The organism is Flavobacterium qiangtangense (assembly GCF_042658345.1).
In the GTDB taxonomy this organism is placed as follows: domain Bacteria; phylum Bacteroidota; class Bacteroidia; order Flavobacteriales; family Flavobacteriaceae; genus Flavobacterium; species Flavobacterium qiangtangense.
The window spans coordinates 463508-483067 of sequence record NZ_JBHSQB010000004.1 but is presented as its reverse complement, the minus strand read 5'-3'; the positions used below and the strand labels follow the sequence as shown (position 1 = coordinate 483067).

The 19560-nt window shown below is 34.8% G+C and carries 17 protein-coding genes; 8 read left to right on the top strand and 9 right to left on the bottom strand.

Translation table 11 applies throughout. From position 1 onward, the window contains the following. Positions 1-2: 2 nt before the first annotated feature. The 5 genes from ACFPVY_RS05310 to ACFPVY_RS05290 all read right to left on the bottom strand — a co-directional run bounded on the left by ACFPVY_RS05310 (position 3) and on the right by ACFPVY_RS05290 (position 5073). Positions 3-1091 carry a sensor histidine kinase gene (locus tag ACFPVY_RS05310; protein WP_379790869.1) on the bottom strand — a complete coding sequence of 363 codons (1089 nt, stop codon included), beginning with the start codon at positions 1089-1091 and terminating at the stop codon, positions 3-5. Between the two features lie 109 nt (positions 1092-1200). Further along, positions 1201-1608 (bottom strand): GNAT family N-acetyltransferase, encoded by a 408-nt coding sequence (locus ACFPVY_RS05305; protein ID WP_379790867.1) that lies wholly within the window; start codon positions 1606-1608, stop codon positions 1201-1203. Continuing rightward, complete coding sequence (locus ACFPVY_RS05300; RefSeq protein WP_379790865.1) at positions 1605-2105, bottom strand: 3'-5' exonuclease; 501 nt, start codon at positions 2103-2105, stop codon at positions 1605-1607. The genes ACFPVY_RS05305 and ACFPVY_RS05300 overlap by 4 nt, the downstream gene beginning before the upstream one ends. An 89-nt stretch (positions 2106-2194) precedes the next feature. Further along, the gene (locus tag ACFPVY_RS05295) at positions 2195-4111 is read right to left on the bottom strand and encodes a DUF294 nucleotidyltransferase-like domain-containing protein (protein ID WP_379790863.1); all 1917 of its coding nucleotides are present in this window, start codon (positions 4109-4111) and stop codon (positions 2195-2197) included. A 98-nt stretch (positions 4112-4209) separates the two neighbouring features. Next, the gene (locus tag ACFPVY_RS05290) at positions 4210-5073 is read right to left on the bottom strand and encodes an EamA family transporter (RefSeq protein WP_379790861.1); all 864 of its coding nucleotides are present in this window, start codon (positions 5071-5073) and stop codon (positions 4210-4212) included. 171 nt (positions 5074-5244) lie between these two features. Between ACFPVY_RS05290 and ACFPVY_RS05285 the strand changes: the two genes are divergently transcribed. The 3 genes from ACFPVY_RS05285 to ACFPVY_RS05275 all read left to right on the top strand — a co-directional run bounded on the left by ACFPVY_RS05285 (position 5245) and on the right by ACFPVY_RS05275 (position 7056). After that, positions 5245-5754, top strand: a complete 510-nt coding sequence (locus ACFPVY_RS05285; protein WP_379790859.1) for a DUF2911 domain-containing protein — start codon at positions 5245-5247, stop codon at positions 5752-5754. Between the two features lie 124 nt (positions 5755-5878). Continuing rightward, positions 5879-6763 (top strand): DnaJ C-terminal domain-containing protein, encoded by an 885-nt coding sequence (locus tag ACFPVY_RS05280; protein ID WP_379790857.1) that lies wholly within the window; start codon positions 5879-5881, stop codon positions 6761-6763. Between the two features lie 5 nt (positions 6764-6768). Next, a complete protein-coding gene (locus ACFPVY_RS05275) occupies positions 6769-7056 on the top strand; it encodes a chaperone modulator CbpM (protein ID WP_379790855.1) in 288 nt (95 codons plus the stop codon). A gap of 576 nt (positions 7057-7632) precedes the next feature. On the opposite strand, the gene ACFPVY_RS05270 is transcribed toward ACFPVY_RS05275, so the two are convergent. Continuing rightward, positions 7633-9093: a glycoside hydrolase family 130 protein gene (locus ACFPVY_RS05270; RefSeq protein ID WP_379790853.1), complete on the bottom strand. Its 1461-nt coding sequence runs from the start codon at positions 9091-9093 to the stop codon at positions 7633-7635. 208 nt (positions 9094-9301) lie between these two features. Here ACFPVY_RS05270 and ACFPVY_RS05265 point away from each other — a divergent pair, with 208 nt between their 5' ends. After that, complete coding sequence (locus ACFPVY_RS05265; protein ID WP_379790851.1) at positions 9302-9976, top strand: hypothetical protein; 675 nt, start codon at positions 9302-9304, stop codon at positions 9974-9976. A 6-nt stretch (positions 9977-9982) separates the two neighbouring features. On the opposite strand, the gene ACFPVY_RS05260 is transcribed toward ACFPVY_RS05265, so the two are convergent. Next, complete coding sequence (locus ACFPVY_RS05260; protein ID WP_379790849.1) at positions 9983-10828, bottom strand: NAD(P)H-hydrate dehydratase; 846 nt, start codon at positions 10826-10828, stop codon at positions 9983-9985. A 180-nt stretch (positions 10829-11008) separates the two neighbouring features. On the opposite strand from ACFPVY_RS05260, the gene gcvT reads away from it, so the two are divergent. The 4 genes from gcvT to ACFPVY_RS05240 all read left to right on the top strand — a co-directional run bounded on the left by gcvT (position 11009) and on the right by ACFPVY_RS05240 (position 16050). Further along, on the top strand, positions 11009-12091 hold the full coding sequence (gene gcvT, locus ACFPVY_RS05255; protein WP_379790847.1) for a glycine cleavage system aminomethyltransferase GcvT: 1083 nt from the start codon (positions 11009-11011) through the stop codon (positions 12089-12091). 97 nt (positions 12092-12188) lie between these two features. Then, a complete protein-coding gene (locus ACFPVY_RS05250) occupies positions 12189-14237 on the top strand; it encodes a S41 family peptidase (protein ID WP_379790845.1) in 2049 nt (682 codons plus the stop codon). Between the two features lie 3 nt (positions 14238-14240). Continuing rightward, the gene (locus ACFPVY_RS05245) at positions 14241-15275 is read left to right on the top strand and encodes an LIC11966 family surface protein (RefSeq protein ID WP_379790842.1); all 1035 of its coding nucleotides are present in this window, start codon (positions 14241-14243) and stop codon (positions 15273-15275) included. 61 nt (positions 15276-15336) lie between these two features. Continuing rightward, the gene (locus ACFPVY_RS05240) at positions 15337-16050 is read left to right on the top strand and encodes a YebC/PmpR family DNA-binding transcriptional regulator (protein WP_379790840.1); all 714 of its coding nucleotides are present in this window, start codon (positions 15337-15339) and stop codon (positions 16048-16050) included. Positions 16051-16248: 198 nt separating this feature from the next. Here ACFPVY_RS05240 and ACFPVY_RS05235 read toward each other — a convergent pair whose 3' ends face one another. Then, the gene (locus ACFPVY_RS05235) at positions 16249-17289 is read right to left on the bottom strand and encodes a PLP-dependent cysteine synthase family protein (RefSeq protein WP_379790838.1); all 1041 of its coding nucleotides are present in this window, start codon (positions 17287-17289) and stop codon (positions 16249-16251) included. Between the two features lie 77 nt (positions 17290-17366). Then, positions 17367-19427 (bottom strand): S9 family peptidase, encoded by a 2061-nt coding sequence (locus tag ACFPVY_RS05230; RefSeq protein ID WP_379790836.1) that lies wholly within the window; start codon positions 19425-19427, stop codon positions 17367-17369. Between the last annotated feature and the right edge of the window lie 133 nt (positions 19428-19560).

The window sequence follows — 19560 nt, the reverse complement described above, 5'->3', positions numbered from 1 at the left end:
TTCTATGAATTTAAAGGTAGTCGAACTTGAAAAATAGTTCCTTTGGGTTGGTTGTCAATGGCAATAATATCGCCTTTGTGACTTTTTATAATTCCGTGGACGACACTCAAACCAAGGCCTGAACCTTCACCAATCGGTTTTGTAGTAAAAAATGGCTCAAATATTTTCGACTTAATTTCTTCGGGGATTCCGGTTCCTTCGTCAGCAATTTCGATGTAAAAATCATTGTTTTCAGAATAAACTTCGACAGAAATTACGCCATTTTCTGGTGCCACATAAATCGAATTTATCAAAATATTGAACAAGATTTGTGTCAATTGAATAGTATCAATCTGCGCTTTTAATTCTGGATTATCGAAAGTGAGATTGTACGAAACTTGAGCTTTTTTGAAATTTGGCCCCAATAATGATAAGGCTTCCACGACAATTGGCTTAATCAAAACCACTTCCATGTTCTGAGGCATCTCACAAGAAAAAAACATCAGCTTCTTGACAATTTCTCTGGAATAAATGGACGCGTTTATGATTTTAGAAATATCTTGGGCAACTTGTTTATCAATATTTTGTTCTTTGATTAATTCGGCAAAGCCAAGAATATTCCCGAGTGGCGTGTTCAATTCGTGAGCGATTCCGGCGGTAATTTCGCCCAAAATCGAAAGTCTATCCACACGAGCCACGCTTCTTTGAAATTGTTTTTCCTTTTCCTTGTTAATGTTTTTTTCAACGTACGCGCTGATTTCCAAAGCAATTTTATCCAAAAGTTTTTGTTCTTCGTCTAAAAAATAAAAACGTTCATCTGTGGGATAAAGCACTTTTATAAAACCCGATTCTTTTTCAAACAAATCAATTTGACTAATCTGAAACATTGCTTCTTGAGGCAATTCCGAGGTTGTAAAATAGAAATTATTAAGTTTTAATTCCACAATACTTTCTGAGGGAAAACGCCAAGCAATTTTTGAAATTTCACAGATTTCCATCAAAATCGCATCAGAACACGGCTCATTTCTGCTAATTATTTTCGAAATATCATAAAGACAAGTGAGTTCTTTGATGCGTTCCTGGAGCTTTTCTTCGGTAGAAATTTCAAGCATAATTCTGGTTTTTATGGAAAATTTATCCTTGTGGAAAAGCCAAAGTTACTTATTAAACTATGAAAGAAGAAAATATTTAGTATTTTAAAAATAGGGAAGAAGCGGAAAATTACAAATCCAATTCCATAATTATAAAGTCGTAACCGTCTTTAAAAAACGTTTTTTCAGTTTCTTTAAAACCAAGCCGAAAATAGAATTCCTTAACGTTTGCGCGCGCATTGCACCACAATTTTGAAGCTTTCTGAATTTGGCAATATTCAATGACGTGTTCCATCAATTTTTTGCCCAAACCCAAACCTTGCGCTTCCTGCAAAACCGCTAATTTCCGGAATTGGTAAACAGCTCCCTCATTAAAAATCGAAACAATTCCTATTAATTTATGGTTGAAATACAAGGCAAAATGAATTCCTTCGGCGTCATTTTTTAATTTTACAAAATCTAAATTGTGCTCAGGATACATCACTTCGTGGCGAATGGGCCAAGTAAAACGAAAGTCGATTTGCTCAATTTGAATCATAACTTCAGGCGTTGTTTCAATTTCAAGAAAATCAAAGCCGTAATATAAGCGTCGCCGGAAGCGGTGTGTCGGTCGCTTTTTGAAATCTTAAAAGTTGTCGCTAATTCGTCAATGCTAAACTGTTTGTCTTCCGCTAACTGTTGCCATTTCTGGTACATAATTTCAACATCCAACGCTTCGTTTTTTAACCTTCCGGCTTGTAATTTATCGAGCGCCTGATTAATCATGGCGATGTCAAAGTTAACGCGATGGCCGATTAACGTGGCATTTCCAAGGTAATTTACAAATTGAGAAATAGCTTCTTCCTGCGAAATTTTTTCTTTAGAATTATTAAGGATTCCGTTTTTTAAGGCGACCTCTGGATTGAATTTTTCTTGCAAAATAGTGATATCAAAACTATCTTTTACGATAATTTTTCCATCTTCAATTCCAATGGCTCCGATGGAAAGCACAACATCTTTTTCTGTATCCAAACCAGTCGTTTCGGTACTAAACACAACAAATCGCTTCGATTTACTCTCGAATTTGTGTAGATAGTTTTTCCAGAATTCTGGGTAATCCTTATTTATTTTTAGCCAATCTAACATTATGAAAAATAAGTTAATTTGAATCTATTCTTAATCAATTCTTGCACTTCTTTTATAGGAATAAAGCAATTTTTCAATTTCACTTTGTCGGTTTTGGAAAGCTCTTCGAGGTTGATGAATTGTCCGTTAGAATCGTTTTTTAAACCTTCGACTGTTCTAAATTCAGACAAGGTCAAAAACGCTTCGGCACAATTTAAAAACAACTCCGAATTTCTTGAATCGGCCACAGCCAACTGCTTGAAACGCATATACGTACTATTCACACCCTTGATATCTTGGCTCAAAACCAATAATCTTCCGGCATCAATCAGCGGAGTCAGAGCACGACTTTTGATGTCAAACGTATCTTTATTTTCACCGCCTTCTTCTACCAAAAACTGACGGAAAAAGCCCAACGGTGGCGGTTTTTTCAATGCATCATTTCCTAAATAATCAAAGAACAATTTATTACTTTTTGCATTTTTATAAATGATTTCAGTAATCGTTTCTTCAATCGCCGATTCGCCAAAAGCAATTTCATAATCAAAGAAAATTGTGCTAATTACGTCGGTGTTTTCACCTGGAGTATTAATCCAACTGTTGTATTGTTTTATCCAGTCAGTCAATGATTTACACCAAATAATATTACTTGCCACGGCACCATCTGGAGACGGCATATAACCCACTTTTTCGAGAGTGGAAGTGGCGCGTCTGGCCAATTTCAAAAAGTAATCTTTAACGTCACGGTATTTATCTTGGGCAACGTCCTCAAAGATTAACATATTGTCTTGGTCCGTCAAAAGCAATTGTTCTTTTCGACCTTGACTTCCGATGCTTAACCACGCAAATCGGGCAGGAGGTGAGCCCATTTCAAGAATTGCTAAATCAATCGCACGCCTTGAAATTGCAGTGTTTATCTCGCCCGAAATATTCATAATGTGTGAAAGCGGAATGTCTTTTTGAATAGAAGTTTCAATCAATTCTGTCAGCTTTTCACGAATTCTTTTTAAGTCTTTCGCCGTTTGAGCGCGTTTGATTTCCTTAATAATCACACCTGGATTATTGGCTTGAGCAACGACCAAATCATTCTCCGAAATAATTCCTCGAATCGCCGATTTATCAGAACCATCTTCTGTAACACAAAGATAGTCAACGTTATACTTTAACATATACAATTGCGCTTCGGCCAAAGACAAATCTTCAGGAACCGTAATCACGGGCGAAGTCATAATTTTTGAAGCCAAAGTCGTAATCGGGAATTGTCCGGTTGCAATTTTTGAACGCAAATCTTTGTCCGTCACAATGCCAATTGGCAGATTTCCGTTTTTAATGATGACGCTTCCAATGATATTATCGGTCATCATTTGCGCAATATCTTTTACGATGGAATCTTGCGAAGCCGTAATCGGTTCTTTACTATAATGAATTGACTGAAAATACTGAATATCAGCTTGTTGTTCTTTGTAAATAATATTTTCAGAAATCAATTTTCCGCGGTGTTCTTGGTCGTAAGGATTTCTGGTATTTGATGCAAAACTTTCCAATAAAAAGCTCAAAACATCGGGATTTGCAGTCACAAAAGGTTGGAAAACCTTCAGCGGAATCGCATAAACAATACTTTCCTCGCGCGCTTTTGCGGTCATCAAATAATTATTTTTCGCAAAAAAAGGACGCAGACCTAAAATATCGCCTTCATCGCATTTGTCGATCAAAGTTTCCTCGGCATCAGAAGTCACAGAAAGCCCGATAGCGCCTGACGCGACAATATAAAAACTGTCGTGACAAACGTCTCCAATCTGGAAAAGTATCTTGTTTTTTTCGAGATAAAGCACCTTTATTTCATTCGCAATATGAAATAATTCGGCATAAGTCAAACTGTTAAAAGGCGGGAAATTCTTGAGAAAATCGGCAATCCTTTCTGCAATCGGGTTTTTCATAATTTTATAACTGTAACTTAGTAAAAATAAGTTTTATTCTATTCAGTTGCAAAAAATTACAATTTTAAATCGAGTATTTTATTAACAAAAAGTAATGGTTATTTCTGCAATTGCGAAAGCGTGATTAAGGTAACGGCAATCAAGGCTAATGCAATTCCGATGTAGTTTTTTAACGTCACTTTTTCCTTAAAAAGTAAAATTCCGGCGAGACTTCCCAAAATGATTACGCCCATATTCATCGAAGCAAAAACCGTGGAAGGATTATCTGCAAAAGCTTTGTGCGCTTTTAAATAAAACAAGATATTTCCGAAGTTTAAAATTCCAAGAATGCTTCCGAAAATTAAGTTGATGGATTGCAATTTTTTCTTTTGGATAAAAACGGAAAAGCCCGTAAATAAAAGCGCCACGACGAATGCAATGCAAAAAACAACAAATAGGGAAGTGGTGTAAGGGAAACTTTTTTGCAACGCAATTTGCTTAAAAAAGACGTCAATTATTCCAAAACCAAGCAAAACCAGCGCCGGATAAATCCATTTATTTTGGTTGGAATCTGTATTTTTATTTCGGGATAAAATCAAAATCATTGCAGGAAAAGCGACAGCTAATCCGATGAATTTCAACTGGCTGAATTGTTCTTGGAATATAAAATAGGAAGCTAAAATTGGAATAAATAACGATAATCTTTGCGCGATATCGGTTTTTACAATTCCCATATTTTTAATAGAAGAAGCTAGAATCAAGAATACGCTTGGAAGCAAAATCGCTAGCGGAATGTAAATTTCCCAAGGAGAATTTTTGTCAATTACCGAAATATCTGGAGAAAAACTAAAGTAGCAGAGCGCAATCGCAAAAGCATAATTTATGGTGATAACTTGAACAATATCAACTGAATACCTTTTTGCGATTTTCAATAAAATTCCGACAGAAACACTGCAAATAATACTTAATAAGAGGAAAAGCATACGTTTAAATTTGGATACAAAAATAGTTCATCAAATCGGAATTTAGCTGTAAAATCATATATAATTTGAATGTTAAATTTCTTAAAAGAATTATAATGCGCGACTTTTAAAACGGTTGTGTAACGTATATTTACGAAGCAAATTTTTAATCAATAACCAACAACATTTACGATGAAATTACACAAAAAAATTGGCGTATTTTTAATGGCAATCTGTATGTCAGCAGTTGCAAACGCTCAAGAAAAAAAAGTTAGCAGTCCAGCAGAAACGGCGTCAGGAAAAATCAACGATGCGACAATCACCATCAATTACGGAAGTCCTTCTGTAAAAGGAAGAGCAATTTGGGGCGATTTGGTTCCTTATGGAAAAGTTTGGCGCGCTGGTGCAAATGACGCAACGACCTTTGAAACGGATAAAGAAATTACTGTGGAAGGAAAAAAATTGCCTGCCGGAAAATATGCGTTTTTCGTAATTCCTGAAAAGGAATCGGCTACGATTGTGTTCAATAAAGAGTGGAAACAATGGGGCGCTTACAAAGTAAATGATAGAGAGGAAGCATTGCGAGTGAAAGTTACGCCTAAAAAATCGGCTTCTTTGACTGAAAAGTTAGTTTATAAAGTGAACAAAGACAATGTGACTTTAAGCTGGGAAAACTGGGATATTCCGGTGAAAATCAAATAATTTATTTCTGAAATATTTAGGAATTACAAAAGACACTGTTCATTTGAGCGGTGTTTTTTTTGTTTCAAATCCGTTGTGAATTAGACAGGAAATGTTTAAATTTATAAGACATATACCTGAAGCTATGGCATTTATAGATTATTACAAATTACTTGAAATCGACAAATCGGCAACGACGGACCAAATCAAAAAAGCGTATCGGAAGCTTGCCCGAAAATACCATCCCGACGTAAATCCGAATGATGAAGAGGCGCACAAAAAGTTCCAGCAAATAAATGAAGCGAACGAAGTTTTAAGCGACCCAGAAAAGCGAAAAAAATATGATTCGTATGGTGAAAATTGGCAACATGCAGATCAATTTGAAAACCAGAGACAATCGCAAAATCAAGGTGGTGGCGGTTCTTCATTTTCTGATTTTGGAGGCGATTTTGGAAGTGGCGATTTCTCTGATTTCTTTAGCTCAATGTTTGGAAATCAAGGTAGAAGTCGGCAACAAGCACAGTTTAAAGGGCAAAATTATAATGCGGAATTGCAGTTGAATTTGAGAGATATTTCGAAAACACACAAGCAAACTATTACGGTAAACGGTAAAAATCTTAGAATTACGGTTCCGGCAGGAATTGCTGACGGTCAAGTAATTAAACTGAAAGGACACGGTGGTTCCGGCGCAAATAACGGCCCGGCTGGAGATTTATTTATTACTTTTAAAATTGCGGAAGGTGCTGAATTTAAGCGACTTAATAATGATTTGTATAAAACTGTTGACTTAGATTTGTTCACGGCAATTTTGGGCGGAGAAATTACAATAGAAACGTTGGACGGAAAAGTAAAATTGAAAGTTCCCGAAGAAACACAAAACGGAAGCAAAGTAAAGCTGAAAAACAAAGGTTTGCCGGTTTATAAAAAAGAAGGCAGTTTTGGCGATTTAATTATAAATTACAACGTAAAAATTCCAACAGGATTGACTTTGGAACAAAAAGAAGCTTTTGAAAAAATCTCTAAAATGTAAAAGTTATGAAAATCGAAAGAATCACAATATCAGAATATTGCAGTCATTATAATATTGAATCGTCGTTTATCGAAATTTTAGAAGAAATGGGAATCGTGGAATTTGAACGTGAAAACGATAAAATTTTTCTTGATTCAGAATATCTTCAAGATTTGGAACGTTGCCGACAATTACATTATGAGTTGCACATTAATTTGGAAGGAATCGACGTGATTTTAAATTTACTTGAAAAACAGAATAAATTGCAAGACGAAATTCAATCGCTGAAAAATCAGTTAAAACTACACGAATAACTTTTATTTTTTTCTACGGAAATATTTTGGAGCGAAGAACAATAAAAAGACAACTAAAATTATAAATAAGTATTCCATTTGAAAATTTGAGGTTAGTGGTAAGCAAATATAGGATTTCAATTTCACAAAATTATTATGAAACTTAGCATTTTGTCAAAAATTCTATTTTACATAATATAAATTATAGTGCAAATATAATGTTAGAATTATGTCAGGAGAACCAGGTATTTATTAATATGATAAAGCTTAAGGTAAACACTGATAATCCAAATACAATCAGCGACTTATCTTCAGATAGATAAATGAAGTTCTTTCTATGATTATTTATCAATAAGCTAATTAAAATTGCAACAATCCAAATTATTATAGAAACCAAAATGAAAATTCCAGCGTATAATTCGGTTAAATCATATGAGCCACCGCCAATTGAATTTGACTGGCTTTCTAAAATTGGCCATAAAAAAAGTCCGATTGTTGGCAGTATTAGTAGCCCCAATTTTATATAAAATATTCTTGTAAATTTCATAGCTTTAAAGTAAAATCTCCAGAAATAATCTGGAGATTTTTGACGTAATTTTATCCGTTTGTCAAGCGATCCAACAGTAATTTTAAGTTTACCGTTGCAAATCCAGAGCTGTGATCTGACAAGCCATACGGAATTATTAGTTCATCATTATGTATAATAGAACCGCAAGAATAAACCACATTTGGCACGTAACCTTCACGTTCTTCGGTATTTGGCATAATTAATGGATCTTGTAATCGACCAATTTCTTTTGAAGGATCATTTAAATCTAACAGCGACGCGCTGATCGAATAATGGCGCATTGGCCCCACGGCGTGTGTCATAATCAGCCAGCCTTTTTCGGTTTCAATCGGCGAACCGCAATTACCAATTTGCACAAATTCCCAAGGATATTCTGGTGCTTGAATTTTTATTGGATCTTCCCAAATATTGATATTATCAGAATACATCAAGTAATTATTCCAACCGTCAATTCTAGACAACATCGCAAATTTTCCGTTAATTTTCCTTGGAAACAACGCAAGATTCTTGTTTTTAGCACCAGCTCCGTTTAACGGTCCGGTTTTAAAGTCCACAAAGTCATAGGTGTGAATTAATTTTGGCATAATATGTTGGCCGTCATACGCTGTATAAGTTCCGTAATAAACCGATTTTCCGTTTTCTTTCTGGAATTTCACAAAACGTGCGTCTTCAATTCCTTTGCTTTCAAAATCAGAAATCGGGAAAATAACACGGTCAGAAATATCAGTATCTTTTGAAAAACTAATTTTTCGGTAACTGTCAGAAAGCGCCAAAATCTGATTGTATTCCTTGATGGTTTCTTCGTCTTTGGTTTTTGCTTTGGCTTCAACAATTATTTTTTTCAAACTGTCATAATCAAAACGATCCGCCAACTGTTCATCCACATCTTTTAAAAAATCAGCGTTGATATCAGCTTCTTCACCTTTTTTGATAAACAATTTTTTGTTGTAAATCATATTATGAATTTTTTCGGCTTCATCAATGTAGTTTCCAGCAGGTAAAACGTTGATATTGTTATGTCTGTCAATTAAAGCGCGTCTAAAAACGATCGAAGAAATATGCCCCTCTCCCACTGCTCTAAAACTTATCAAGACACGTAGTTGACCTTCTTCTAAATTGCTTTGATCGACATCTGGTATGATCGAAGGATTGAAAAATGCAGCCGATTCAATTGAATATTCGTGCGTAAAATAAGAACCAATCAGCAATCGAGTATATTCGTCTAATTTTTCATAGTTATATCCTGCTTTTTCTACGTAAGATTTCACTTTATCAGCGTGTTTTAAAAGCTTTTTGGTAATATTTCGATGTCTTTTTGAATAATCCTGAAGCAATGGCGAAATAATATTAAAAATATTTTCTGAATCAAGATTTAGAATTTTTTTCAATAATTCAACCGCGCGCTCTTCACCATTAAAAAAATAACGGGCGATTACACGACCTGAATCTGGATAAACTTTGTTTGGTTTTCTTTCAACGGACAATCTCATAAGCAGTATTTTAGTTGTTTTTTGAGGAATTGGAATGTATTTTTATAAATTTGAAAAGCAGAAAAATATTTACATCTCTAAAATACAATTTAAAATCTAAACGCCGAGTTTCTTAAATGCTAAATTTAAGCAAAAGTCATCTTTGGTGTAATTTTTGTAAACTAAAAAAGCTATAATTGTAGTAAATTTTATCTTTCGGCAAAAAACAATGAAATCATTATATATAATCATTTTTCTAATTTCTTTTAAAGCGTTTTCGCAGATTGATTATAACAAGTCAATTTCGATTCCGTCCTTAAATTCACCAGTAAATACGCCAGTTCCCACAACGGAAACTGATCTTGATAATATCTATGTTCCTGCTTTTGGTGAAACAAAATCGAAGTCAGATAAATGGCGAATTGATCAACCAGAAGGCGTTACTTTTGGGAAACAAGGAGAAAAGTTTGCCGATCCCGGCGAAAAATATGATAAAAAATTAAACGAAAAACCAGGTAACGAAAATAATGTGGCCGCAAAAGGAAATCAATTTTTTGGCGATTTTAAGAACAACGGAAAGTTTGTAAATATTAAGTTCCGAGATTTTGGTTTGGCCGATGGCGATAAAATTAAAATTTCTGTAAACGATAAAGTTGTTTACGCTTCGATTACGTTAACCAACTCCTTTAATGTATTGGATCTCCAACTTTCACCTGGATTCAATAAAATTGATTTCGAAGCACTGAATCAAGGTTTTTCTGGACCAAATACTGCTGAATTTCACGTTTTTGACGACAAAGGAAAATTGATTGCAGCAAATCAATGGAATCTTGCCACCGGTTTTAAAGCCACAGTAATCATTGTAAAAGAAGTTGACCCAACGGAAGCGAAGGATAAAAAATAAGAATTATTATTTTTTTAAACTTAAAAAAGCTTTACCCAAATTTTCAGAAATATCTGAAGCAATAAAAGATTCAAATCCTGTGGAAGCTACTGCAATATCGGCCGTAAGTCCATGAATATAAACTCCCAAAATTGATGCTTCCAAAGGTTTATAACCTTGAACCAGAAAACTTGTAATGATTCCAGAAAGCGAATCTCCACTTCCTGCGGTTGCCAAAGCGCCATTTCCAGTTGTATTTTCAAAAAGATTTTTTCCGTCTAGAATTTGAGTCGGAGCTCCTTTTAAAACAAAAATAAGCGAGAATTTTGTAGCAATTTCTGCAGTCAGTTTTATTTTTTCATCTTCGTTTTCCCAAGAACCAATCAATCGCTCGAGCTCTTTTTTGTGAGGCGTTAGAATAGTATTTTTTGGAAGTAATTCAAGCCAATCTTTATTTTTAGACAAAATATTCAACGCGTCAGCATCGACTAAAAGATTTTTAGTGTTGTTTTTTAGAAAAGTATGAAGCGCTTTTTGTGTCAACATTTCTTGTCCAATTCCCATCCCAATTGCAATCGCTTTCGGTTCAATTTCAAAATCGATTTTAGAAATACATTTTTCGTTGTCATCGGTTAAAACCATCGCTTCTGGCAAGGAAGTTTGCAAAATATCATAGCCACATTTTGGAACCAAAGCGGTCACCAATCCGCATCCTGATTTTAAACAAGCCTTTGACGACAGTACAATTGATCCAATTTTCCCGTAAGATCCACCGATTATCAGCGCATGACCTTGTGATCCTTTGTGGGCTTTTTTATCCACAGGTTTGTAGATCACAAGGATTTTTTTCAAATCAATTGCAGTCGTTTTCATAGCCGTATTTTTAGATTTCTCTATCTAATTTACGAAGAATTTTGGTTTATCAGGTAAATTGTAAGGGAAACTAATCGGATAAATCTCAAATGTATTATTCTTAAAATTTCAAACGTTTTCTCCTTTGATACTGCAAAAAAATCAATAAATTAGCGACTTTAATTTTTATAATCAACACAAATGAAAAATACTGCGTTAACGCACATTCACGAAAGTCTTGGAGCTAAAATGGTTCCGTTTGCGGGATACAATATGCCGGTTCAATATGAAGGAGTCAATGCTGAACACGAAGTGGTTCGAAATGGCGTGGGCGTTTTTGACGTTTCTCACATGGGAGAATTTTTGATTTCTGGACCAAATGCCTTGGATTTGATTCAAAAAGTGACTACAAATGATGCATCAACTTTGGTGATCGGGAAAGCGCAATATTCTTGTTTGCCAAACGAAAACGGCGGTATTGTTGACGATTTGATTGTTTATAAAGTTAAGGATGAGCAATATCTTTTGGTCGTAAATGCTTCTAATATCGAGAAAGATTGGAATTGGATTTCTTCTAAAAACGATGTTGGCGCTGAAATGAAAAATATTTCTGATGATTATTCTTTGCTTGCGATTCAAGGTCCAATGGCAATGGAAGCTATGCAATCATTGACTTCAGTTGATTTAGCAGCAATAAAATATTACCATTTTGAAGTAGCAGATTTTGCCGGAGTTGAGCATGTAATTATTTCTGCAACAGGTTACACTGGTTCTGGAGGTTTTGAAATTTATGCAAAAAATACCGAAATAGAACAAATCTGGAAAAAGGTTTTTGAGGCTGGAGAAGCTTATGGAATCAAGCCAATTGGTCTGGCTGCGCGTGATACTTTACGTCTTGAAATGGGCTTCTGTTTATACGGAAACGATATTAACGACACGACTTCGCCTCTTGAAGCAGGTTTGGGTTGGATCACAAAATTCAATAAAGATTTTACAAATTCTGAGAATTTAAAAGCTCAAAAAGAAGCTGGAGTTTTAAGAAAATTAGTTGGTTTTGAATTGACTGAAAGAGGAATTCCGCGTCACGATTATGAAATTGTTGATAAAGACGGAAACATCATCGGGATCGTGACTTCTGGAACAATGGCGCCTTCTTTAAATAAAGGAATTGGTTTGGGTTATGTAACAACAGAATTTTCTGGTGTTGACAGTGAAATTTTCATCAGAATCAGAAAAAATGATATTCCGGCAAAAGTTGTTAAATTGCCTTTTTATAAAAAATAAATTGGTTAATTAGCAAGGCATTGTAATATATTTTTACTAATTTGACTTTCATAAATTAATTGAAATAATACAAGCTAAAAAGCTAATTGCCAATATAATGAAGAAAATTTTACTTTTTTTACTGCTTTACAATCTGAATGTTTTTTCTCAAGACAGCGGTAAATCTTGTGATGTTCTTTTAAAAATAAGCGCTTTGATTCAGCGTGAACATTTTCAGCCAAAACCGGTAGACGACAGTTTATCGGTTTTTGTGTTTGAATCGTTGATGGCCGATTTAGATACCGATAAAAATATCTTTTTAAAATCGGAATATGAGTATCTGTCAAAGCACAAATATAAATTAGACGATTATCTTTTTGACAAAGATTGTTCGTTTTTTCAAGATTTTGCCAAAACCTATAAAGTTGCGTTAGAACGCACCAAATCTACGATTGAGAAAATTCAAAAAACGAGATTAGATTACAAAGCGATTGATACCATTCGTTTTACAAAAAAAGAATTTCCTTTTTATGTGAAGGCTGAAGATGTCGAAAAAGTGTACACAAAACGTCTTAAGTTTGATATTTTAGAAGATATTTCAAAATCGAGCAAGAATTTAGATTCTATTAAATTGAATTTTGATGCCATCGAAAAAGCTTCGAAACAGAAAATTTTTGAAACTGCTTTATGCAAGATTACCAACCGATTAGATTCAAAAGAAGGTCTTGAAAAAAGCATTCGCGATAGTTTTTACAATCTTTTTTGCGTTTATTTTGATCCGCATTCTTCTTACTTTTCTTATGATACAAAATCATCGTTTCTCTCAGGATTATCGACTTCAAGTTTGTCTCTCGGAATGTACGTTTCTTTAAATGAAAAGGAAGAATTGGTTGTGCAGGAAATCGTTCCGGGCGGTCCTGCGGCGCATTCTGAAGTGATTGAAAAAGGTGATTTGGTAATTAAAGTTTCTCCAAAAAAAGGTGAAGATTTGATGGTTTCTTGCAATTCATTGGATAAAATTGGCGAGATCATATTTTCTGATACGTATAAAAAAATCACACTTTCTCTCCGTAAAAAAAATGGAAACCAATATGATGTGACGTTAGAAAAAAAGATTATGAAAGCCGATGATTACTCGGTTTACAGTTTTGTGACTTCTAAAAATGACACGAAAGTTGGTTATATAAATATTCCTAGTTTTTATACCGATTTCGAAAATCATTCGAATAAAGGTGTCGCAGATGACGTGGTTAAAGAAATCTTGAAATTAAAAAAAGACAATGTTCAAGGATTGATTTTAGACCTTCAAAATAACGGAGGCGGTTCAATGGAAGAAGCCATAAAATTATCTGGGATGTTTATCGATGTGGGACCAATTTCAGTTTTGGTAGACAATAAAAAGAACCAAAAAATCATCAAAGATTTTAATCGAGGTTCTGTTTATAACGGACCGATAATTATTTTGGTCAACGGAAATTCTGCTTCGGCAAGCGAATTTTTTGCTTCGGTGATGCAAGATTACAACCGCGCGGTTTTAATTGGATCAACAACTTTAGGCAAAGCAACGATGCAACAAATTTTACCAATTGAAAACGGCAACGAGCAAAATTTTGTAAAACTAACGCTCGAGAAATTTTATAGAATTACGGGAAACAGTCATCAGCAAACCGGCGTGATTCCTGATATTCAAATTCCAACTTTATACGACAGCATTATTTCTAGAGAGAAAAGTTATAAAACGGCGCTAAAAAATGATGCTATTTCAGTTAAAGTCAAATTTGTTCCTTACCAAAGAAGTGCGTTTTCAAGCTTGATTCCGATCAGCGAAAGCCGAATTGCAAAAAATAGTTATTTCAACAAAGTTGTTTCTTTAAACCAAAAAATCAATTCACTTTATGGAACCCAAAAAGCGTCGTTTCCTTTGAATTTAGAAAACGTTTTTCAGGACGTTCACAGCGTTGACACGATTTTTGACGCGGTAAAAGAATTGGTAGAAACCGAGATTGATTTTGATATAAAAAGTACTTCTTATGACGACGAAACTTTAAAATTTGATGCCTTCAAGAAAACGCTGACTGATTTTAGGGTTAAAGAATTGAAAACAAATTCGTTTGTTTCTGAAGGAATTAATATAATTTCAGATTATCATGAAAACCGAAAAATTTAGATCATGAAGAAAATTATATTTTCCTGTTTTTCTTTATTGGCATTTTCGTTCGGTTTTGGTCAAAATATCAAAACTCCTGTTGATTACTTAAATTATATTGGCAAGGAAACCGAATTGATTTCAAACAGCACTTGGACGTACACAAAAACCGTTGCACACAGCAAAAATGCGGATGAGATTGAACAAAGCAGAAGAAATTTGGTTCAATATATCCAAAATGCTTCCGAAAAAATCGAGGCATTGAAAACTGGTTTTAAAGGTGACCTTGATTATAGAAATCAGCTTCTCTCCTATTTTTTAATTTCGGAAAGATATATTAATGATGATTATGGCGAAATTATAAATCTACAGGAAATTGCCGACCAGTCGTATGATTTCATGGAAACGTATATCACAACGCGCGATTTGATTAACCAAAAGTTGAACGATGAAATTGAGAAATTGACTTTAAATCAGAAGAATTTTGGAAAAAAATACAATATCCAAATGGCTGAAGACAAGTCAGATCTTGGGAAAAAAATGCGAATTTCAAACGAAGTTTTTGCGTATCACACTCAAATGTATTTGATATTTTTCAAAGTAAATATTACAGATTCTAACTTGTCAAAAGCAATTCAGCGCAATGATTTGGCCAATATCCAGCAATTGGCGTCTTCATTGGAACTTTATGCTGATGAAGGTTTGGGAAAAATAAAAGACTTAAAACCTTATAATAAAGATGCGAGCTTGCTTATTGCAACAAAAAAAGCTTTGGAATTTTACAAAAAAGAAGCCGTCGTTTTGACTCCGAAGATTATAAATTATTTGCTTCTGAACCAAAAAATAGAAGATATAAAAGGAAGTTTGGATAACAAAGCGCAAAAAGACCGTTCGTTTCAGGAAATTAATGATTTTAATAATCTTGTCAATCGAACAAATAAGGAAATTGACGAGTTTAATAAGTTGAATTCAAAGTTTTATCAAGAGAAAACGGCCGTAAATTCAACTTGGGAACAAACCGGAAGCGATTTTATTTCAAAACACGTTCCGAAAGATTAAAAATAGATTTGAAATAAAAAAACATAAGCTTATTTTTGCAACGTTTTAAAAAATTTTAGAAATGGGAAGAGCGTTTGAGTTCAGAAAAAATAGAAAAATGAAGCGCTGGTCAGCAATGGCTAAAGCATTTACAAGAATTGGAAAAGATATCGTGATGGCGGTTAAGGAAGGCGGTCCAAATCCGGAGTCAAACTCTAGATTGAGAGCGGTTATCCAAAACGCGAAAGCGGTAAATATGCCGAAAGACAATGTTGAAAGAGCTATTAAAAAAGCGACTGACAAGGACACGGCAAACTATAAAGAGGTTTTATTTGAAGGTTACGCACCGCACGGAATCGCGATTTTGATAGAAACTGCAACTGACAACAACAACAGAACTGTTGCGAATATCAGAAGCTATTTTAACAAATGCAACGGAACGATGGGAACGCAAGGTTCGGTGGAATTTATGTTTGACCACACCTGCAACTTCAGAATTCCGTCAGAAGGAATTGACATCGAAGAAATGGAATTAGAATTCATCGATTTTGGTGCAGAAGAAATCTTTGCTGACGAAGACGGAATCTTGATTTATGCTCCGTTTGAAAGCTTCGGAGCCATCCAAAAAGAATTAGAAAATAGAGGAATTGAAATCCTTTCTTCTGGTTTTGAAAGAATTCCGCAAGTTACAAAACAACTTACAGAAGCTCAAGTTGCTGATGTTGAGAAATTATTAGAGAAAATTGAAGAAGATGATGACGTTCAAAACGTGTATCACACAATGGAAGAAGCTTAATTGCTTTAAAATTTAGATTTATGAACTCCGGAGAATTTCTTCGGAGTTTTTTTTTTGCATAATATTGTCATTCCGAGGAACGAGGAATCTTCACAAAGTTTCACAGAGATTCTTCCTTCGTCAGAATGACAAGATTGAACTAAAAAAGCCCTAGATTTCTCCAGAGCTTTCTCAATTCTAATATCTAAATTCTCAAATCTATTTAATAAATTCGATTTTCTGAGCTTCTTCTAAATTTACGCTGTCAAAGAAACCTTGCTCGTTCATCCAGTCGTCGCTGAATACTTTGCTCATGTATCTCGAACCGTGGTCAGGGAAAATGGCAATAACGTTGCTGTTTGCGTCAAATTCGCCTTCTTCTGCGTATTGTCTGATGGCCTGCAAAACGGCTCCTGAAGTATAACCTACAAATAAACCTTCTGTTTTTGCAATTTCTCTTGTTGCGTGCGCAGATTCTTCGTCAGTAACTTTGATGAATTTGTCAATCGATTCAAAGTCTGTAGCCGTTGGAATTAAGTTTTTTCCTAAACCTTCAATACGGTAAGGATAAATTTCGTTGACATCAAATTCTTTTGTTTCGTGGTATTTTTTCAAAACCGAACCAAAAGCATCAACTCCCAAAATTCTGATATTTGGATTTTTCTCTTTCAAGAACTTCGCCGCGCCAGAAATAGTTCCTCCTGTTCCGCTACAAGCGATAAGGTGTGTGATTTTTCCGTTAGTTTGCTCCCAAATTTCTGGACCAGTTGACTTATAATGTGCGTCAACATTTAATTGGTTGAAATATTGATTGATATAAACTGAACCTTTTGTTTCTTCGTGCAATCTTTTGGCAACCATATAATAAGACCTTTCATCGTCTGCAGAAACGTGGGCCGGGCAAACATATACCTTTGCTCCCATGCTTCTTAGCATATCGATTTTGTCTCTAGATGATTTTGAACTCACCGCCAAAATACAGTTGTAACCTTTAATAATGCTCACCATCGCAATACTGAAACCAGTATTACCCGAAGTCGTTTCGATAATCGTGTCACCCGGAGACAAGATTCCCTGCCTTTCCGCTTCTTCGATAATATACAATGCAATTCTATCTTTGGTGGAGTGTCCTGGATTAAAGGCTTCCACTTTTGCGTAGAAATTACCCTCTAAATTTTCAGTGACTTTATTGAGCTTAATAAGTGGTGTGTTCCCTATTAATTCCAATACATTATTATAAGCTTTTATTTCTTCTTTCATAAAAAAATAGTTATCAAGGCAAGTCTTTAAATTTTGATTGACCTCAAATCCTTGCAAATTTAACAAAAAAAATCGAATTACTTTTCAATTCCTTCTAAATCTAATAAAAAACTAAACTCTTTGGCAAGCTCTTTTAATGCTTCAAAACGCCCTGAAGCCCCGCCGTGCCCCGCATCCATGTTTGTATCAAGGAATAAAACATTATCATCAGTTTTAACAGTTCTTAACTTTGCAACCCATTTTGCTGGTTCCCAGTATTGAACTTGAGAATCGTGCAAACCCGTTGATACATACATATTTGGGTATTTTTGAGCCACAACATTGTCATAAGGCGAATATGACTTCATATAGTCATAATATTCTTTTTCATTCGGATTTCCCCACTCATCATATTCTCCGGTCGTCAACGGAATCGTGTCGTCCAGCATCGTAGTAATCACATCCACAAACGGAACTTGTGCAATTACACCTTTATATAATTCTGGCGCCATATTCACAACGGCTCCCATTAAAAGACCTCCGGCAGAACCCCCTTCAGCGTATAAATGTTCTGGGCTCGTATATTTTTCAGCAATTACAAATTTGGAACAATCTACAAAATCGGTAAATGTATTTTTCTTGTGAAGCAATTTTCCGTTTTCATACCAAGGCCTTCCCATGTCCTCGCCTCCGCGGATGTGAGCGATGGCGTAAACAAAACCTCTGTCTAACAACGAAAGTCTTGTAGAAGAAAAATACGGGTCCATCGTGGCGCCATACGAACCATAAGCGTAAAGCAATAACGGATTTTTTCCGTCTTTCTTCAAATCTTTTTTATAAACCATCGAAATCGGAATTTTGGTTCCGTCTTGAGCTGTGGCCCAAACTCTTTCTTCGATATAATTTTTCTTGTCAAATTTTCCGCCTAAAACCTGTTGTTCCTTTTTAACTTCCTTCTCTTTTGTCTTCATATTAAAGTCAATCACAGACGAAGGCGTTCCCATCGACTGATAGCTGTAACGAAGCACTTGCGTATCAAAATCAGGATTGGTTGAAATATTTGCCGTATAGGTTTCGCTTTCAAACGGAAGGTAATATTCTCCTTTTCCGTTCCAAGGCATAATTCTGATTTTATTCAAGCCGTTTGAACGTTCTCCAACAACCAAATAATCTTTGAAAATCTCAATTTCTTCCAATAAAACATCTTCGCGATGCGGAATCAAATCTTTCCAATTTTCTTTCTCCGTAGCATTTTCAGGCGTTTTCATCAGCTTGAAATTGGTCGCCTTGTCTTTATTGGTCAAGATATAAAAACTGTCTTTATAAAAAGAAATATCATATTCCAGTCCGCGAACTCTCTTCTGGAAAACTTTAAATTCTCCTTCCGGATTATCGGCTAAAAGTGTTCTGTACTCTGTTGTCAAAGTACTTCCAGACGTAATTATGATGTATTTTCTAGATTTTTCTTTGCTTACGGCTACATTAAAAGTATCGTCTTTTTCGTGAAAAACTAAAGCATCTTTTGAAGAATCCGCTCCTAATTTATGCTTAAAAACTTTATCAGAACGCAACGTCTGTTCGTCTTGTTTGGTATAAAAAAGCGTCTTATTGTCATTTGCCCAAGTCGAGCTTCCGGTGGTATTTTCGATTTTATCTTCAAAAACTTTCCCTGTTTTCAAGTCTTTGACCTGAAGTGTGTAAATTCTTCTTCCAACGACATCTATTCCAAAGGAAGCAAATTTATTGTCAGGACTGATGCTCATTCCGCCCAATTGAAAGTAAGAATGGCCTTCTGCCATTTCGTTGCAATCAAAAAGGATTTCCTCTTCTGCGCTTAGGCTTCCTTTTTTTCTGGCATAAATCGGGTAGTTTTTCCCCGTTTCATAACGTGTGATATACCAATATCCTTTGAAAAAATAAGGAACTGAAGAATCGTCTTCCTTGATTCTTCCTTTCATTTCTTCAAATAATTCTTTTTGGAACTCTTTGGTATGAGCCGTCATTTGCTCATAATATTCGTTTTCTTTATTTAGGTAATCAATAACTTCAGCATTTTCTCTATCATTTAACCAAAAGTAATCGTCGTTTCTTTTGTCGCCGTGTTTTTTAAGCGTTTTTGATATTTTTTTTGCTACAGGAGGAATTGTATTTTTCGACATTTTGTGTTTTGCGGTTTGCGAATATGAAGTTGCAAAAATAAGACAAAGGCAACTTAAAATTAATCTATTTTTCATCAATTTTATGATTGATTATCACTATGCAATTTAGTAAATTCGCAATTACAAATCTTAA

What these genes read in the sequence shown, in the direction of transcription:
- ACFPVY_RS05310 (WP_379790869.1), bottom strand. Translation starts at nt 1,091, where the DNA reads ATGCTTGAAATTTCTACCGAAGAAAAGCTCCAGGAACGCATCAAAGAA.
- ACFPVY_RS05305 (WP_379790867.1), bottom strand. Translation starts at nt 1,608, where the DNA reads ATGATTCAAATTGAGCAAATCGACTTTCGTTTTACTTGGCCCATTCGC.
- ACFPVY_RS05295 (WP_379790863.1), bottom strand. Translation starts at nt 4,111, where the DNA reads ATGAAAAACCCGATTGCAGAAAGGATTGCCGATTTTCTCAAGAATTTC.
- ACFPVY_RS05290 (WP_379790861.1), bottom strand. Translation starts at nt 5,073, where the DNA reads ATGCTTTTCCTCTTATTAAGTATTATTTGCAGTGTTTCTGTCGGAATT.
- ACFPVY_RS05285 (WP_379790859.1), top strand. Translation starts at nt 5,245, where the DNA reads ATGAAATTACACAAAAAAATTGGCGTATTTTTAATGGCAATCTGTATG.
- ACFPVY_RS05280 (WP_379790857.1), top strand. Translation starts at nt 5,879, where the DNA reads ATGGCATTTATAGATTATTACAAATTACTTGAAATCGACAAATCGGCA.
- ACFPVY_RS05275 (WP_379790855.1), top strand. Translation starts at nt 6,769, where the DNA reads ATGAAAATCGAAAGAATCACAATATCAGAATATTGCAGTCATTATAAT.
- ACFPVY_RS05270 (WP_379790853.1), bottom strand. Translation starts at nt 9,093, where the DNA reads ATGAGATTGTCCGTTGAAAGAAAACCAAACAAAGTTTATCCAGATTCA.
- ACFPVY_RS05265 (WP_379790851.1), top strand. Translation starts at nt 9,302, where the DNA reads ATGAAATCATTATATATAATCATTTTTCTAATTTCTTTTAAAGCGTTT.
- ACFPVY_RS05260 (WP_379790849.1), bottom strand. Translation starts at nt 10,828, where the DNA reads ATGAAAACGACTGCAATTGATTTGAAAAAAATCCTTGTGATCTACAAA.
- gcvT (WP_379790847.1), top strand. Translation starts at nt 11,009, where the DNA reads ATGAAAAATACTGCGTTAACGCACATTCACGAAAGTCTTGGAGCTAAA.
- ACFPVY_RS05250 (WP_379790845.1), top strand. Translation starts at nt 12,189, where the DNA reads ATGAAGAAAATTTTACTTTTTTTACTGCTTTACAATCTGAATGTTTTT.
- ACFPVY_RS05245 (WP_379790842.1), top strand. Translation starts at nt 14,241, where the DNA reads ATGAAGAAAATTATATTTTCCTGTTTTTCTTTATTGGCATTTTCGTTC.
- ACFPVY_RS05240 (WP_379790840.1), top strand. Translation starts at nt 15,337, where the DNA reads ATGGGAAGAGCGTTTGAGTTCAGAAAAAATAGAAAAATGAAGCGCTGG.
- ACFPVY_RS05235 (WP_379790838.1), bottom strand. Translation starts at nt 17,289, where the DNA reads ATGAAAGAAGAAATAAAAGCTTATAATAATGTATTGGAATTAATAGGG.
- ACFPVY_RS05230 (WP_379790836.1), bottom strand. Translation starts at nt 19,427, where the DNA reads ATGTCGAAAAATACAATTCCTCCTGTAGCAAAAAAAATATCAAAAACG.